This is a genomic window from Streptomyces spinosus, assembly GCF_020400655.1.
Lineage (GTDB): Bacteria > Actinomycetota > Actinomycetes > Streptomycetales > Streptomycetaceae > Streptomyces > Streptomyces argyrophylli.
In genome coordinates, this window is sequence record NZ_JAINRC010000014.1 from 15,120 (window position 1) to 30,089 (window position 14,970).

Genomic DNA, 14,970 nt, shown 5'->3' on the forward strand with positions numbered 1-14,970 from the left:
GGTCACCTTCGGAAGGCCGGGAATGATGATGAACCGACGCCCTCGACGTACAGGCGCTGGAAGTCTTCAGGAAGCAGGTGCGCGCAGGCAGCCGCATCCTCCAGAGTCATCTGGCGGTCGGTCAGCAAGGTGTCGACAAGGACAACGAGGCGCTGCGGCTGCTCAGGGAGGACATCAACAGGCTCTGCGGTCCGGTAGCCGAGCGCTGACATCTCGATCATCAGGGTGCGGTACTGCCACTCGCTGACGGCGTTGAGCGTTTGGGCACGGCGCAGCAGCGCGCTCATGGAGACACCCCAAACCCGCTTCAGCTCCGTCAGCTTGGCCAGATCGACGCCGCCGGAGAACGCCTGCCGGATATCGGAGGCAGGCATCAAGAACTCGGCAGCGAAGGCGTCGGCCTGCTTCTCCTGCGTGGACCCTGTGCCCGGCTCGTCATGCATCACCAGGTGACCCAGCTCGTGCGCGATGCTGAAGCGACGTCGGTCGCCCGGTGCCCGGGTGTTGACCAGGAGCAGAGGATGCCCGCCCGCTTCCCACTGGCTTACGGCGTCCAACAGGTCGCTGTCCAGGTCGCGGGTGATCACCAGTGCGCCGGCATTCTCCAGCACCGCGACCATGTTGAGTACCGGACCGGGGGTCACGCTCCACTCCCTGCGGACTCGCCGGGCAGCGTCCTTCGGGGTGGTGAGGTCATCCAGTGGGACCCTGAAGAAGCGATGTGAGACTGGCGGCAATGCCGCTGCGGACGCCAGGCCGTTCAGCTGAATCCGTGAGAGCGCCACATGGGCGTGCACGCGTCGCAGAGCGGAGGCAGTCAGAGCTGCTTTCTTGCGGTGGTGGACCAGGCCCACCCCGATGCCGCTGACCTGCGGATCCAGGCACAGCAACTCAGGAGGGTAGCCAAGCGCGGCAGCGTACAGCTCAAGACGCTCATGTGTGACGACGAGACGACCAGCCTCGGCTCGGCTTACGTAGCCCTGGGAAACCGGCGTGGCGCCGCCTGGCGACGCCTTGGTCATAGCCGCGGCGACCTCAGCCTGCGTCAGCCCGCGGGACTCGCGCGCCAGCACGAGCATCCCGGGCTGCGCCTGCAGCTCAGTGACCGCCATACACGACACCACCTCGTATCAGACCTCAAAACAGTAGCACAAAATATTCCGTGGCTGATTCGGCGTCATATGATGAAAGTAGCGCTGCAAGTGAGGGCCACTCTCTGAACAGTTGATTGTGGGCGCAGCAGCGTTCAGGCAGTGGCAGGGCGCGGTTCGCCGTGGAAGACCTGTCGGGCGTGCCAGTCGCAGTGAACTGCGGCAACAGGGCGAGCACCCGGCTGGGGGCCGATGAGTGGGCGGCCCGCGAGGGCTATGACGTGGTCGCGGGCGGCGGGGCTGTGGCCCACGAAGCGTTGTGACACCAGGATGCGTTGGTCGTCTCCCAGGCCGAGGACACCCTTGTCGAAGAGCTTGTGGTGCAGCGAGCACAGGCACAGCCCGTTCTCGATCTCGTCGGGGCCTCCGAACGCCCACCAGCGCACGTGGGCGGCCTCCAGTCCGACGGGCACCGCGGCGATCCTGCCGTCGTATCCACAGAAGGCGCACCGGTGCTCGTAGGCGGTCAGCACCAGCTCCCGCATCCTCCGGTCCCGCTGCCTGCGTACGGCCGAGAGCTGCTCGGCCTCCGCTGGCTCCAGTTCCAGGCCGACGGCTTCGCACAGTTCTCGGTGCAGGGAGGGTGGAAAGTGTAGGTCGAGCAGCAATCGCGCCATTCTGCCGAGCAGGTCCGGTTCGCGTCGCAGCGCCGCTCTCAAGTCCGGCGCTAGCTGCCCGGTGGCGCCTGTCTTGCGAAGGTCCCGTACCCCGCTTCCAGGGCTTCCCGGTCCGCGATCGGTGCGGACTTCCCATACGCCGTCGCTGGCCAGGTGGTGGAAGGGGTAGGCGGGTGTCGTCTTGTTGGGTGGGCCGTACTCGGTCAGCAGGCGCTGCAAGTCCTGTTCCACCGCGGTGTATCGCAGGCCGCCGTCGGCATCATCCTGGAACCGGCCGAGGGCGTACAGGAGCAGCAGCGGCTTGTGCGGAGCGCGGGTACCGCTCCTGGTCCACTGCCTCAGCTTCGCTATCCGCTCCAGCCAGTCCATGGCGGCTGATCGTAGACGGGCCTGCCCGCCCATGTGTGGACACTGCTCAGGACGGCTGCATGCCTGAGAACAGGACGCGGGCGTGGTGCGGTTCGGGGGCGATGAAGGCCCCGTCAGCCGTGACGTTGAGCCCGAGGCAGGCAGGCCTCGCTCGGTGTCGGTCTGAATCGGTCAGATCCGTTCACAGCGCCAACAGGCTATCTCCACAAGACATAAGATGATGCGCCTGGGTTGGCTGTTGCCCAGGTCGATGTCTGGGGCGAGGCGCCCCTGGTGGCTTGCGCCTGCCCCGAGGCGCTAGGGAACGGAGCGGCTGAGAACGGTGCACCTGCACAGCTTCACCGTGTGCGGATTCCGATCCCTCAAGGACGTCCGTGACATTCCGGTCAGCACACCGACCATCCTCGCCGGCCAGAACGACGGCGGTAAGAGCGCGGTGCTTGCCGCGCTGGCGTTCCTTGTGGGCAATGAGCAGTTGACCGAGGACGATCGTACGTACGAGCTCGACGCTTCGGATGGCGTGGACGTCGATGACTCGGCGCCTCTCCTGCGGTGTTCGACCACATGGGTGGAGGGGCAGTTCACCCTCGACTCTTGGGAGTTGGAAACGTTCGGCTTCCCGACCGAGGAGCTGCGCGTACGGCGGCGCGCTGTCAACGGTGAGGACCCCGTCCTTGAGTGCTGGGCGCCGCTCGCGGACGACGAACGACTGCGAGACCCTTCCAAGCTGTCCCTCAACGAGGTGAGAGCCCTCGCCAAGCAGTTGCTTCCTGAGCTGTCGTCCATAAAGCGCGGCGACATCGAGCCAGCCCTATGCAGGTACGGCATGGCTCACGCCTCAATGTCGGGCTGGGTTCCTGCTCTGAGGGAGATGGAGCGCCGCATGCCCCGGCTGATGCCGTTTGACGGGAAGTCGGCCGATCCCGACGCTGCGGTGAAGACCGCGCTGATGGGCCGCTACCAGGCCCATATGGCGGACCCCACGCTTGAGGGCCAGTTGCAGTCGATCGAGGCCGGGATCAAGGAGCGACTTCAGGACGACGCCCGATCTCTGTGCGAGCACATTCAGAGCCGTTGCGACGACCTCACTGATGTTGATGTCGAGCCTGTGGTCTCGTTCACTCACGGTTTCCGGGGTGCGCCGCTGCGAATCGCCCGTACGAAGGGCGAGACCGTGGGCCTGGATCGTTCCGGCCTAGGTAGCGCACGCCGTATCTCCCTGGCGATCTGGGAGTGGAACAGCCAGCTGCTCACACGCGAGGAGTTCGCCGACGTCGACTCTTCAGCTGACCCTGAGGCCGCCGAGGATGTCCCGCCTCCGGTACAGACGATCGTGATCTACGACGAGCCGGACACGCACCTCGACTACGGGCACCAGCGCAAGATCATGCAGCTCATCCGTGACCAGAGCGCGCTGCCCCATGTGAACGTAATCGTCGCCACCCACTCCATGAACCTTATCGACGGTGTCGACATCGCCGACGTCGTGCATCTGCGACTGGAGCACGGACGGACGGTGATCGAGCGGCTTGGGGCCGACACCCACGACGACATCGACGTGCACTTGGGGCGCATGGCCGCGGCAGTCGGCCTTCGCAACTCTGTTCTGCTGCATGAGCGTTGCTTTCTGGCTGTCGAGGGCGACACCGAACAGCGGGTGATCCCCATGCTGTTCCGGCTGTCGGAGGGCCAGTCTCTCCAGTCGGCCGGCATCGCCTTGTGGGCGTGCTTCAACAATGAGGGGGCCCTGCACCTCGCTCACTATCTGGTCGCGCATGGCCGCTCCGTGATGCTCATGGTGGACGCCGACAGCCGCACCTTGCCCAAGGGGCTCTTCAAGGAAGCCCGACTCCAGCAGTTCTTCGGCAGTGCTTTCAGTGAGGTCGTCCGTTTCGTGGGCGAGCCGGACGCCTTCAATGAGTTGGAGGAACTGTTCCCGGACGACCTGTGGGCCGCGACCGCCAATGAGCTCTGGCCGAAGGACGGCGAGCCGTGGACCACGGACGACTTCACCGCTCAGCGCGGCAAGAAGTTCAGCAAGGAAGTGCTGAACATGCTCCGCAACGACAGCCCGAACGGGCCCAGCGGCAAACCCGACATGATGTTCGGGCTGGTGAGCACGCTCACCAGCCCTGATCAGGTGCCCGCACAGCTGCGGGAGATCTTCGGCGAGATCAGAAAGCTGGCCGCAGGGTAAGAGCGCGCAGCGCTGACCTGGTCTCACTGGTACCGCCGCGGCGCCGCCGCCGTGCGAGCATGCGTTCCTTGCGTTGTTCCAATGTCGGCGGTTCCCACTTGTGCCAGCCCACCGGAGGCTTCCAGCGCTGCGCATGCTCCCGCGCCTCAAGCCCACACCATCGGCAACCATTCGGAGCAGGTATGCGCTGGTCAGAGCCATTTTGCTGGTCAGTCATGAGTCTCCCTCCCCCACATCCAGAGTCTTCCCTATGGCACTGACATCACCCCTGTCTGAAGAGCGGTGCATTCCACGCTAAGTCGGACGAAAAGGGTGGGCCACTGGAGCCGGTCCTGTTATCTCCGTCGCATTGGTAGCGCTTGTTCGGTCTCAGCTGCATCGCACCGTGTGTCCGCTGTCCGAATACGGCCAGCCGTCTAGCGGGTGGGCGGGCAGCGTTGCGCTCAACACCGGACGTCGGATGGGGCCTGGGTTCCGTTTTGACCAATCAGTTGAAGGCGAGTTCACGGAAGGTGTTGCGAACCTCGGTCAATGGCCCACGATCCCTTGTGTAGTAGAGCTTGTTGGTCAGGAGAACCGCCCAGCGGTCCTTGGTGGTGGAGATCCACATGCCTGTGCCAGTGAAGCCGTAGTGGACCCAGGCGTCCTCGTCGGCGGTCGTGCCGGGAGCGGGGTGCCAGAACAGGCCACGAGCAGGCTGGAGCTGGCCCGTCTGGATCGTCAGAGAGTGGGTCACCCACTCGCTCCCGAAACCAGCCCGGAACTGGGAAGCGGCAGGGGCGAGCATGTACTGGAGGAAGACGGCGAGGTCGTCGAAGACGGTGAAGGCGCCGGCGATGCCGCAGACGCCGCCCAAGAGGCGGGCCGAGAAGTCGTGGGCGACCCCCTTGAGGTGGGTGTCGGTGTCCTGGTCTAGTTCGGTGGGCGCGCAGCGCGCCGCGAGGCTGGCGGGCAAGGGGCCGAAGCGGGTGGAGGTCATGCCCAGTGGGAGCCAGGTGCGGGTGGTGGCCAGTTGGTCCAAGGGCTGGCCGGAGAGGTGTTCGGCGAGATAGCCCAGGATGAGGGCGGCCCGGTCGGTGTACTCGACTGCCTCACCCGGAGGTCGGTGGAGCTGCTCACGGAGGACGCCTCGCCGGATCTCCTGTGGGTTGGTGCCGTAAAGGTTCTTCAGCTGGGCTCGCAGTGGGACGCCGGCGGTGTGCGTCAGCAGCTGCCGGGCGGTGACGGATCCGAGTGGGTGTCCGGTGACCTCCTGCCAGAAGCTGCCGAGCGGCTGGTCGAGGTCGAGGGTTCCGTCCTCCCACAGGGCGCCGATGGATGACCAGACGGCCAGGATCTTGGTGAGGCTGGCGGCGTCGAAGACGGTGTCGGTGCGCATGGGCACCTCCGGCTCGTCGGGGTCGAGGACGCCGGTGGTGCCCCGGGCGAGGGTGCCGGTGGCGTCGCCGAGGGCCCACACGGCGCCCGGGTACACCTTGTCGCGGACTCCCTCGTCGAGCAGGGCTTCGATGCGGTCGCGGTCGTACGTCATGGTCTCCCTCTTCGCCGGGGTGTCCCGTCGGTCAGCGTAGTGACGTTCGTGGAGCGGTTCGGGTAGTGACGTGTCGGGTTGTCTGGCGGTCGGTTCAGGTGAGCTGTCGGCCGAGGTCGGTCAGGGATCGTGCGGTCGCCGAGAGGGGATAGCGTGCCGCGTTGGCATAGCCCGCCTGCTGGAGGGCGGTCATCAGCCCGGGTGTCCTTCGCAGCCGGTCGAGGTCGCGCGCGAGTGCGGCGGAGTGAGTGAAGTCGGTGGCCATGCCGGAAGCGGCGAGGGCTTGGTTGAGGCCGGGGACGGGCTGGTAGAGGACGGGGAGCCCGCATGCTTGGGCTTCCAGTGCGACGAGTCCCATGGCTTCCAGGGTGGTGGACGGCACGGCTAGTACGTCGTGTTCGGTGAAGGCTCTCCATAGCTGTGGGCGGCGGAGCCAGCCGAGGTAGCGGACTCGTACGCCGGCTCGTTGCAGCAGTGGCGCCAGTGCGTGGAACTGGGCTTTGGGCGCTGCGACGCTCAGCTCGACACCGGGAACGGGAGCCAGGCTCTTGATCAGGGCCTCGACACCCTTTTCGGCGGTCAGGCGTCCTGCGTACAGGATCCGCAGGTGGCTGGTGGACGTGCGTGCCGGCCGGCCGGGCGGGGCGGTAAGCAGGTGGTCGGGGATGCCCCAGGGGATGTGGGTGATCTTGCGGCGTTCGATCTGCGGGGCGAGCTTGAGGAGGCGGTCGGCCATTGCGTTGGTGGGGACCACGATGGCGTCGGCGGCCCTGGCTGTCTCGCGCAGCACTTGGAGCTGGTCTCGGTGGGTCTCGGCGAAGAGCAGGTCCGTGCCGTGGACGAGGGCGATCCGGGGGTGTGCGGGTAGGGCGCGGATGAGGGCTGGGGTGGCGCCGAACGCGAGGTGCTGCAAGTGGAGGACGTCGATCCGTGTGGGATCGAGCGTGGCTGTAAGCGCTCTGCGCAGGGTGGTGACGTAGCGACTGAAGGCTGCTCCTTCCAGGCATTTGCCTGCTGCGGGGAGCAGGTTGAGGCCGGTGGGTGGACGGGGAGCGTGACCAGGTGGTGCGAGCATGAAGGCGCGGGCCGGGATGAGGGGTTGCTCGCCGGTGTAGAGGTCGAGGAAGAGCACGACGCTGCCGCCGGGGCTTCCGGCGGGGAGATCCAGGAAGGTGGCGGCCATCGGGCCGGTGGCCGAGGTGGCGTTCATCGCACTCCTCCGTCGATCTCCTCGTAGAGGCGCGAGATGTCGATGCCCTCCGTGGACGCGTACTTGGCCGGCTGCTGCTGGTAGCTCGCCGGGGCGCCGAAGGTGGTGAGGAAGACGAGCTTGCCGAAGGTCATGCCTGGATACACGCGCACCGGTCGGACGGCGCGGATCTCCAGCGTCCAGCGGATCGCGTGGCCCTGGTGCCCAAGCGGAGCCGACACGTGGACCCAGATGCCCAGGGAGCCGGTGGTGCGGTCGCCGTTCAGCATCTGCGCGTACGTCTCCGAACCAGTCCGCTCCAGTGTGATGCCCAGGTACAGGAGGCCAGGGCGCAGCACCAGGCCGACGTCGGGGATGGCCTGCTCGGTGAAGGTGGTGGGCATTGCGGCGTCGAGGTCGCCGTCGCAGACGCGGATGGTGTTGCCGAGGCGCCAGTCGTAGGCGTTGGGGGAGACGCGGCTGGGCTCGTACGGGTCGATGGTGATCTCGCCGGCCTCGACGGCGGCGGCGATGGCGGGCCCGGTGAGAATCACGATGCCACCACCTGGAGCCGGGCGAGGTCTCGCCAGTAGGCGGAGGGCTGCGGTCCTGCGGCGGCCTGGTACTTGCCCCGGTAGGGTTCGATGGCGCCGGTGGAGAGGAAGAACATGATCTGCCCGATCTTCATGCCGGCGTACACGCGCAGCGGTCGGATCGGGGTGAGCATGAGCGTCCACTGGCCGTGGAAGCCGATGTCGCCGATGGGGGCGGTGATCTCGACAAACAGGCCGAGACGTCCGACGGAGGAGCGGCCGAACAGCAGCGGGACGAAGGTGTCGGAGCCGACCTCTTCGAGGGTGTGGCCGAGGTAGAGCTCGCCTGGCTGGAGGACGTACCCGTCCGGGCCGATGGTGGTTTCGCGGGTGGGGTTGGGCCGGTGGGCGTCCAGGACCGCGCTCGTGTACGTGATCAAGGTGGGGCCCAGACGCACGTTGTAGCTGTTGGGGTTGACCTGGTCGGCGGCGAAGGGGGTGATGCGGAGGCGGCCGTCGTGAGCGGCTGCGGTGATCTCCGGGCCGGTGAGGATCATTAACTGCCTCCTTCCGCGGTGTCGGGGGCGGTGAGGACGTGCTGGACAGCCTGGTCCAGACGCAGGCCGGCCTCGTGCGTGCGCTCGCCGAGGTAGGTGTCGGCGAGGTAGTCGGTGGTCAGCACGGTGGTCACGGCATCCGGCAAGGGATCGGGGGCGGTGACGAGCGGGCCGGTCTGGGTGGTCAGATGTGACAGCCAGCCGGGGAGGTCGCTGCGTGCCAGCTCAGGTACGTGGGCGTGCACCAGCTGGTTGGCGAACGGCTCGATGTAGAGCAGGTGGCCCTGGGTGAGGGTGTCGCCGAGTGGTACGGCGCGTAGTGCCGTCTCGTTGAGGATGACCGTGTCTGCCCCGAGTGCCGTACGCAGGCGGGCGGCGAGGTCCAGGAGCACGTTGCGCCGGTCGAGGGGCTGGTGGCGGTAGGTCGGACTGATGGCGCCGAGGACGGCGGCCAGCTGCTGTCCGACGTCCTCGATGCGTGAGCGCAGGCCCGCAAGCTCCGCAGGGACGAAGCTCGGGACCTGATCCGGGAAGGATGTAGTGCCCGCGCCCCATCCCGCGCCCACGGGCGTGGCGATCGCATAGCCTTCGGCGAGCTCCCGACCCTTGACGACCAGGGTGCCGTCGACTCGGACGGGCCCGTACTGATCGCTGTGGCAGTGCCCGGCGAAGACCACGTCGAGGAACGGACAAGCCGCCGCGAGTTTCCGGTCCTCGTCGAAGCCGGAGTGGCTGAGCAGAACCCAGCTGTCCACCTCGTGAACGTGGGCGAGAATCACCTCGCGCAGGGCCTGGAGGGGATCGGTGACGCAGTGGCCGGCTCGTTGGGCGGCCGGGATCGAGTGGAAGGCTTGTTGACCGATTACGGCGGTTACGCCGACGCGCCGTCCATCGATGTCGGCGATGTGCAGGCGGCTGAAGAGAGCGTCGCCAGTGTTGGCATCGACGGCGTTGGCGCAGACAGTGCGCCGGTGAAGGTCGGGTTCGAAGTGGTGGGGCCAGCCGTGGTTGCCAGGGGCCAGCACGTCATACAGCTTCAGCAGGATCTCCCGCTCGATGGTGCCTCGGGCGAGGCGGTAGTAGCCGCTGCCTTCGAAGAAGTCGCCGCAGTCCACGATGAGCGAGGTCGGGCGCAGCGCGTGGAGGTGGGTCAGGAAGGGCGCGGCGTTGTCGAAGGAGGAGTGGACGTCCGTCGTGGCGACGATCTGGCGCAGGTTCCGGTCGTCGGTGGTCATGGGGTGACCTCGCAGATGTCGGCGCCCAGGATGCGCAGCTTGCCGGACAGGTCGGCGTGGCCGCGGCGCAGCTGGTTGAGGCCGCCGATGGTGGTGACGCCCCGGGCCGTGAGGCCGACGACCATGAGGGCGGACCCGGTGCGGATGTCGGTGGCTTCGACGCCCGCGCCCGTCAGCTGCTGGGGCCCTGTCAGGCGGCATTCGGTGGGGGAGATCTCCTCGATCCGGGCGCCCAGGCGGGTCAGCTGCGGCAGCAGGTTGCCGTGGCGGCCGGGATTGATGGCGTCGGCGAACAGATGCGTGCCGGGCAGTCCGAGGGCGAGTGCCATGAGCGGTGGTTCGAAGTCGGCGTCGAGGCCCGCAGGGCTCAGAGAGGCGATGGCCCGCAGGGGACGACCAGTGGGGGCTGTCTCATGCGCGCGGACAGTAAGGCCACCCGGCTCCGCGTCTGCGGGGATGCCGAGCTGATGAAGGGCAGCCACGAACGGGCCTACGTCCTTGCCCTGCACGCCGTCGATACGGGCAGTACCGCGCGTCGCGGCGATCGCGCAGGCCAGCGTGGCTGCCTCGATCTTGTCTCCGGGCACGGTCCAGGCAGCGGGGGCAGTCGGCGGCGAAGAGGGCGGCGAGAGAGTCAGTACATGCTCGTTGGCGCGCGTCTCCCAGCCCACCGAACTCAGGGCGTCGAGCATGCTCAGGACTTCGGGCGAGAGGTTGGGTTGGCCCAGCCGTAAGGGGCGGCCGGTTGTGAGGGCGCGCAGTGTCGCGGCCACGGTCGCACCGCGAGAGCGGAAGGGCAGTGCGATGGAGACGGTGCCCGTGTGAGAGCTGAGGGCTTCGATGCCGTAACCGGAGCTGTTCTGCCGGCTCCGGTCGCCGAACGCCTCGCACACCTTGAAGTGCAGCTCCATCCCGCGCGCACCGATCCGGCAGCCACCCGGCCAAGGCAGCCGCGCCCGGCCGTAACGCGCGAGCAGGGCGGGGACGAGGTAGTACGAGGCGCGGATGTGGGCTGCCTGCGCCAGATCGGGCAGTCGTTGAGATGCCTCCGTCGGCAGGATCACGTAAGTGGTTGGTTCGCCGACGGGCTGCGTGACATGCCAACCCGCCTGGTGCAGCAGAGTGAGCATGATCTGGACGTCCGTGCTGTCCGGGACGTTGCTCAATCGGCCCGGGCGACCGAGGGCCGCCGCGGCGGCCAGGAGCGGCAGAGCGGCGTTCTTGGAGCCGTCGACGCTCACGGTGCCGGCGAGCGGCGGCCCGGGGCGTACGGCGATCACCTCGGCGGCCACGCCGGGGGCGTGGGTGGTCGTCATCATCAACTCCTCTGGAGGGGCAGGAAACAGGCGACTTCCTGGCTGGGTTTGCTGGTCAGATCGATCTCGGCCCAGCAGCGCTTGCCGTCCTTCGTCGGTTCGGCGTGGTACCGGTCGGCGAGAGCGGCGACGAGGAACAGACCCCGGCCGCCCTCGCTGTCCGCGTCGGGCAGAGCCGGCTGGGGCAGGACCGGGCTCGTGTCGCAGACCTCGATCCGCAGGACGGCCTCGTCGAGACAGACCGCGAGCGAGACGGATCCGGTGCCGGCGTACTGGACCGCGTTGGTGACGAGCTCGCTGACCAGCAGTTCGGCTGTGTGCACCACCTCGGCGCCCAGTCCCGAGCCCCAGCCCGCTATCGCGTCCACGGCCTGGTGCCGGGCCTGGCTTGCTGCGGCGGGCGTCGCGGGTAGGGAAAGGGCGAGCTGGTGCGCTTCCATGAGCGGCCTCCCGGTGTAGGTGGGGCCACACCAAGCAACCAGTCCGTCGCCGTGAGTGGTGAGCCCTGACGCGGGCGATGCATGACTTATGCAGGGGCTGCATCACGGCCAACTACGGCTGATCTATGCTCGATTGAGCAGGCAGGATCAGCGACGGCGGAAGGAGCCGTGGCAGATGGCCGACGCGCATGGGGAGGCGAGACGGATCGGAGACCGGATCCGTCAGGCGCGGGTGTTACAGCGGCGTTCACAGCACGACGTGGCCGCAGCGCTCGGGTATCACCAGTCCAAGGTGAGCCGTCTGGAGAGTGGTCGCGGCACGGAGGACATCCGCGTATTACGCGCCATCGCGCAGGAACTGAACATCCTGCCTCATGAGTTGGGCCTCGCCCCGTCTCAGGACGTCTCCGCCGCCGATCAAGAAGCTGACGACATGCACCGCCGCACCTTCCTCGCCGCGAGCATCGCAGCGCTCGCGGCCCCGGCCGGCTCTTCGGCCTCGCACACCGCCCTCGTCCAGGCCCTCCTGCCCGGTCCCGGCCCCGCGGGCACCGGTGGCCCCCAGGACACGGCCGTCCTGTATGAACGCGTCGGATCAGCACTGAGGCTTTTCCACACCTGCCAATACACGGAGTTGGAGCGCACCCTCCCGAGCCTGATTGCCGACCTGCGACTGGCGGTCGGTGATGCGACGGACGGGGAAACGGTGTCCCGGCTCCTGGCCACGGCGTACCAGACGACGACGAGCTTGCTGCTCAAGCAGCACGACCAGGGCAACGCATGGCTCGCCGTCGGCCGGGCGATGGCCGAGGCCGAACGCTCGGGGGATCCGGTGGTCCTCGCCTCCAGCGTCCGTGTCCAGGCCCACGTGCTGGTCCGTGAGAAGCACGCCACGGAGGCCGTCACCTTGGTCCGGCACACCGCCGACCAGCTCACCGGCTCCTACGACCGGCGTTCACCGAAGTACCTTGCCGCCGTGGGACTGCTGCTCCTGCGAGGTGTGACCGCGGCCAGCAGTCGTGGTGATCGCGCGGCCACGAAGGAATTCCTCACCGAAGCGAAAGAAGTCTCGCGGTACGTCACTCTCGACCGGCCCGACGCCTGGGCCACCTTCAGCCCGACCAACGTCGCCCTGCACGAGCTGAGCGCCCTGGTGGCCTTCGGCGACGCCGGCCTCGCCCTTCAGGCGGCCCGGCCCCTCATGCGCCGGCACATCCCGGTCCCCGAACGCCGGGCCGCACTATGGGTCGAAGCGGCTCGCGCCTACAGCCAGCAGGGCCACCTTGCCGACGGCTACCAAGCCCTGAGGATCGCCGAGACCTGCGCCGCCCAGGACATCCGCCGCCCCGACGTCCGCAACCTGGTCGCCGATATGGCCGCCCGCGACCGCCGACGTACCCTGCCGGAACTGCACCACTTCAGCCGCCAACTGGGAGTCCCCGCGTGACCGAACCGACTGCCCCGGACAAGAAGGCCTTCCTGTACGTCGTCGTGTGCGCGGCCGGCGTGGCCCGTGACGTCGGCAGGCTGATCACGGCCGCCCAGGAGGCGAACTGGGATGTCGGCGTCATCGCCACACCGCGGGGATTTGGCTTCATCGATGCTACGGCGATCGAGGCACAGACCGGCTACCCGATCCGCTCCGCCTGGCGTTCACCGGGAGACCCGCGCCCACTGCCCCCGGCGGACGCGATCGCCGTGGCTCCCGCCACCTTCAACACGATCAACAAGTGGGCCGCCGGGATCTCCGACACCCTCGCCCTGGGCATCCTGTGCGAGGCGTACGGCATGGACATCCCGACTGTGGTGCTGCCTTACCTGAACTCCGCCCAGGCCGCCCATCTCGCCTACCAGCAGAGCCTGGACCGGCTACGGGGGATGGGTGTCCTGATCGGTTCCTGCGAACCGCACCGGCCGAGGGCCGGCGGCGCGGCGGACCGCTTCCGCTGGGAGGAAGCACTGGACTTGCTGGAGCCTCTGGTCAACACGGTGCGGTGACGCTGTTCCCTCGGTGTGGGAAACCTGAAGGGTGGACGCGGCAGGTACCTCCGCGCCCGCTGACGGCATCACCGGTGTCGAGCAGGTGCCGCCCTGCCAGGCTGTGACGGGCTGGACGGAGTCTGGCCAGGCTGTGCCGGCCGGGCTGCAACGCTGGTGCGGGCTTGGGCAGCCCGTGCTCGGGCGCTGGGAGCCTGCCGGGCGGCGAGGCGTTGGACGCGCCAGGTGAGGGTCCTGGCGGTGGAGCGGGCGTCGTCGAGGGTGCGCTGGCGTGCGGCGTGCTGTGAGTTGCTCGGGGTCGTGGCCAGAGTTCTCGGCTTCGGTGAGGACTGCGGCCAGTGCGGGCCAGGCAGGGTCGTCGAGGACCTGTTGGGCGTGGTCGGGCAGGATCACGAGGATCCGCTGGGCGTGCCGTTCCACGGCGCGTGCCGGTGGTTGGCGCTGAGCCAGGGCGGCCAGCGGCCCGGCAGCAGCCTGTCGGTAGGCGGTCTGGAGATGGGCCAGGGTCTGGTGGGCGGCGGCGACCTGCTGGTCGTGCCGGCGGGCTTGGTGCCAGCGGGCTGTGGCGATGACGATGAGGACGGCGATGTCGAGGAACATCGCCAGCCCGGAGCCGTTGCTGGTGACCGGCGCGGTGCGCAGGGCTCGGACGGCACCCCGCCCTCAGCGAAACCGGTGTGCCCTCAATGTGCCCCGGCCGCCTGACGGCCTCCCTCGGGCACGAGCGAGAGAGGGACCCGAGAGCCCCGCCCGAACCCACCGAAACCCCAGGTCAGGGCCACACAAGGCAGTACGGCTGATGCCCCGCCTCGTGCAGCCGGTGCGAGAAGTCCTGCCACTCGTGCAGCAACTGGTACACGTTGAACGCGTCCCGAGGACCGCCCCGGTCGGGGACCGTCGACCAGATGAAGGCCGCCGCGCCGACCGCTTCCTCGCCGATGCCGCGCAGGGGATCGACGACCGTCATGGGGAGCTTGACGACCGCGTAGTCGGGGTGCAGGACGACCAGTTCCAGGGGTGGCACCTTGTGCAGGGGGACGCCCTCGATGCCGGTCAGCACCATCGCGGCCATCGTCTCCGGCTTGATCTTGGTGAACATGCCGTTCATGCCCAGCTCGTCGCCGCCGAGTTCCTCGGGGCGCATCGAGATGGGGACCCGGGCCGCGGTCGCGCCGTCCGGCGCGCCGAAGTATTTGTACGTCACCCCCACCCGACCACCATTCCTGCTCCCCGCCCGGAGGCGGTCGGCCCGCTGGTCGAGCCGGCGGTCGAGATCCCGGTCGATCTGCCGGTCGTACCGCTCGGGCTCACTCGGTACACCCTGTGTCTGTCGTGCGTCGGTCTGACGTGTCTCGGTCGTTTCCTCCGCGTCGCGCCGGTGCCTTCCCCGCCGGGCACGTCGAGGACCCAGGTCATCAGTCCCCTCGCCCAGTCCGCCACCGCGATGCATATCTCCACCCGACTGCTTTTCTAGGACGCGTGGCCCCCGCCGCGCAACCCGATCATCGTGTCAGTGACCTCCCCCACGGCCGCCCGCCGAAACGTGCGGTGGAACAACAGTCCACGCGGGGGGATTCCCGGCCCTGATCATCCGGCCCCTGATGAGTACGTGCGTATGGGCTTTGTGTATCAGCTCTCAGTCTCGCAGATGAGGGATGTCCTCGCTGTGATCTTGGGACCCGCCGCGCCCGGTCGCGGTCACCACCGCCTCCGGTCGCGGTCACCACCGCCTCCGGTCGCGGTCTTCACCGCGGTCCGGCCGGGGCTCGGCGCGGGGTTCGGCCTACCCTGAGGAGGTCAGCCCGCAACCGGAGTCCGAGAAGCCGGAGTAGCCGCA

General features: G+C 68.1%; 13 protein-coding genes and 1 pseudogene. 3 read left to right on the forward strand and 11 right to left on the reverse strand.

Annotated elements, in window-relative coordinates:
• Positions 1–2: 2 nt before the first annotated feature.
• Both LG395_RS25875 and LG395_RS25880 read right to left on the reverse strand, forming a co-directional pair.
• Positions 3–1,112, reverse strand: coding sequence for a helix-turn-helix domain-containing protein (locus LG395_RS25875; protein WP_225811421.1), 1,110 nt, complete (start codon positions 1,110–1,112; stop codon positions 3–5).
• 134 nt (positions 1,113–1,246) lie between these two features.
• Positions 1,247–2,137 (reverse strand): phosphorothioated DNA-binding restriction endonuclease, encoded by an 891-nt coding sequence (locus tag LG395_RS25880; protein WP_225811422.1) that lies wholly within the window; start codon positions 2,135–2,137, stop codon positions 1,247–1,249.
• 322 nt (positions 2,138–2,459) lie between these two features.
• Between LG395_RS25880 and LG395_RS25885 the strand changes: the two genes are divergently transcribed.
• The gene (locus LG395_RS25885) at positions 2,460–4,334 is read left to right on the forward strand and encodes an ATP-dependent nuclease (RefSeq protein WP_225811423.1); all 1,875 of its coding nucleotides are present in this window, start codon (positions 2,460–2,462) and stop codon (positions 4,332–4,334) included.
• A 487-nt stretch (positions 4,335–4,821) separates the two neighbouring features.
• On the opposite strand, the gene LG395_RS25890 is transcribed toward LG395_RS25885, so the two are convergent.
• The 7 genes from LG395_RS25890 to LG395_RS25920 all read right to left on the reverse strand — a co-directional run bounded on the left by LG395_RS25890 (position 4,822) and on the right by LG395_RS25920 (position 11,135).
• Positions 4,822–5,865, reverse strand: coding sequence for a serine hydrolase domain-containing protein (locus LG395_RS25890; RefSeq protein WP_225811424.1), 1,044 nt, complete (start codon positions 5,863–5,865; stop codon positions 4,822–4,824).
• 94 nt (positions 5,866–5,959) lie between these two features.
• Positions 5,960–7,075: a glycosyltransferase family 4 protein gene (locus tag LG395_RS25895; protein ID WP_225811425.1), complete on the reverse strand. Its 1,116-nt coding sequence runs from the start codon at positions 7,073–7,075 to the stop codon at positions 5,960–5,962.
• Positions 7,072–7,608 carry a dCTP deaminase gene (locus LG395_RS25900; RefSeq protein ID WP_225811426.1) on the reverse strand — a complete coding sequence of 179 codons (537 nt, stop codon included), beginning with the start codon at positions 7,606–7,608 and terminating at the stop codon, positions 7,072–7,074. Before LG395_RS25900 ends, LG395_RS25895 begins: the two co-directional genes overlap by 4 nt.
• Positions 7,605–8,144: a dCTP deaminase gene (dcd, locus tag LG395_RS25905; protein ID WP_225811427.1), complete on the reverse strand. Its 540-nt coding sequence runs from the start codon at positions 8,142–8,144 to the stop codon at positions 7,605–7,607. The genes LG395_RS25900 and dcd overlap by 4 nt, the downstream gene beginning before the upstream one ends.
• The gene (locus LG395_RS25910; RefSeq protein WP_225811428.1) at positions 8,144–9,379 is read right to left on the reverse strand and encodes a metallophosphoesterase; all 1,236 of its coding nucleotides are present in this window, start codon (positions 9,377–9,379) and stop codon (positions 8,144–8,146) included. Before LG395_RS25910 ends, dcd begins: the two co-directional genes overlap by 1 nt.
• Entirely contained in the window at positions 9,376–10,695 is a 1,320-nt protein-coding gene (locus LG395_RS25915) for a carboxyvinyltransferase (RefSeq protein WP_225811429.1), read from the reverse strand. The genes LG395_RS25910 and LG395_RS25915 overlap by 4 nt, the downstream gene beginning before the upstream one ends.
• Before the next feature lie 2 nt (positions 10,696–10,697).
• Entirely contained in the window at positions 10,698–11,135 is a 438-nt protein-coding gene (locus LG395_RS25920) for an ATP-binding protein (RefSeq protein ID WP_225811430.1), read from the reverse strand.
• A 175-nt stretch (positions 11,136–11,310) separates the two neighbouring features.
• On the opposite strand from LG395_RS25920, the gene LG395_RS25925 reads away from it, so the two are divergent.
• Together LG395_RS25925 and LG395_RS25930 are read left to right on the forward strand one after the other, a co-directional pair.
• On the forward strand, positions 11,311–12,582 hold the full coding sequence (locus LG395_RS25925) for a helix-turn-helix domain-containing protein (protein WP_225811431.1): 1,272 nt from the start codon (positions 11,311–11,313) through the stop codon (positions 12,580–12,582).
• Complete coding sequence (locus tag LG395_RS25930; protein WP_225811432.1) at positions 12,579–13,133, forward strand: flavoprotein; 555 nt, start codon at positions 12,579–12,581, stop codon at positions 13,131–13,133. The genes LG395_RS25925 and LG395_RS25930 overlap by 4 nt, the downstream gene beginning before the upstream one ends.
• Before the next feature lie 68 nt (positions 13,134–13,201).
• On the opposite strand, the pseudogene LG395_RS25935 reads toward LG395_RS25930, so the two are convergent.
• A pseudogene (locus LG395_RS25935) lies at positions 13,202–13,793 on the reverse strand (mobilization protein); the annotation flags it as partial.
• Positions 13,794–13,905: 112 nt separating this feature from the next.
• Positions 13,906–14,343, reverse strand: a complete 438-nt coding sequence (locus LG395_RS41490) for a hypothetical protein (RefSeq protein WP_003974483.1) — start codon at positions 14,341–14,343, stop codon at positions 13,906–13,908.
• Between the last annotated feature and the right edge of the window lie 627 nt (positions 14,344–14,970).

What these genes read in the sequence shown, in the direction of transcription:
- LG395_RS25890 (WP_225811424.1), bottom strand. Translation starts at nt 5,865, where the DNA reads ATGACGTACGACCGCGACCGCATCGAAGCCCTGCTCGACGAGGGAGTC.
- dcd (WP_225811427.1), bottom strand. Translation starts at nt 8,144, where the DNA reads ATGATCCTCACCGGCCCGGAGATCACCGCAGCCGCTCACGACGGCCGC.
- LG395_RS25895 (WP_225811425.1), bottom strand. Translation starts at nt 7,075, where the DNA reads ATGAACGCCACCTCGGCCACCGGCCCGATGGCCGCCACCTTCCTGGAT.
- LG395_RS25875 (WP_225811421.1), bottom strand. Translation starts at nt 1,112, where the DNA reads ATGGCGGTCACTGAGCTGCAGGCGCAGCCCGGGATGCTCGTGCTGGCG.
- LG395_RS25880 (WP_225811422.1), bottom strand. Translation starts at nt 2,137, where the DNA reads ATGGACTGGCTGGAGCGGATAGCGAAGCTGAGGCAGTGGACCAGGAGC.
- LG395_RS25925 (WP_225811431.1), top strand. Translation starts at nt 11,311, where the DNA reads ATGGCCGACGCGCATGGGGAGGCGAGACGGATCGGAGACCGGATCCGT.
- LG395_RS25910 (WP_225811428.1), bottom strand. Translation starts at nt 9,379, where the DNA reads ATGACCACCGACGACCGGAACCTGCGCCAGATCGTCGCCACGACGGAC.
- LG395_RS25920 (WP_225811430.1), bottom strand. Translation starts at nt 11,135, where the DNA reads ATGGAAGCGCACCAGCTCGCCCTTTCCCTACCCGCGACGCCCGCCGCA.
- LG395_RS25915 (WP_225811429.1), bottom strand. Translation starts at nt 10,695, where the DNA reads ATGACGACCACCCACGCCCCCGGCGTGGCCGCCGAGGTGATCGCCGTA.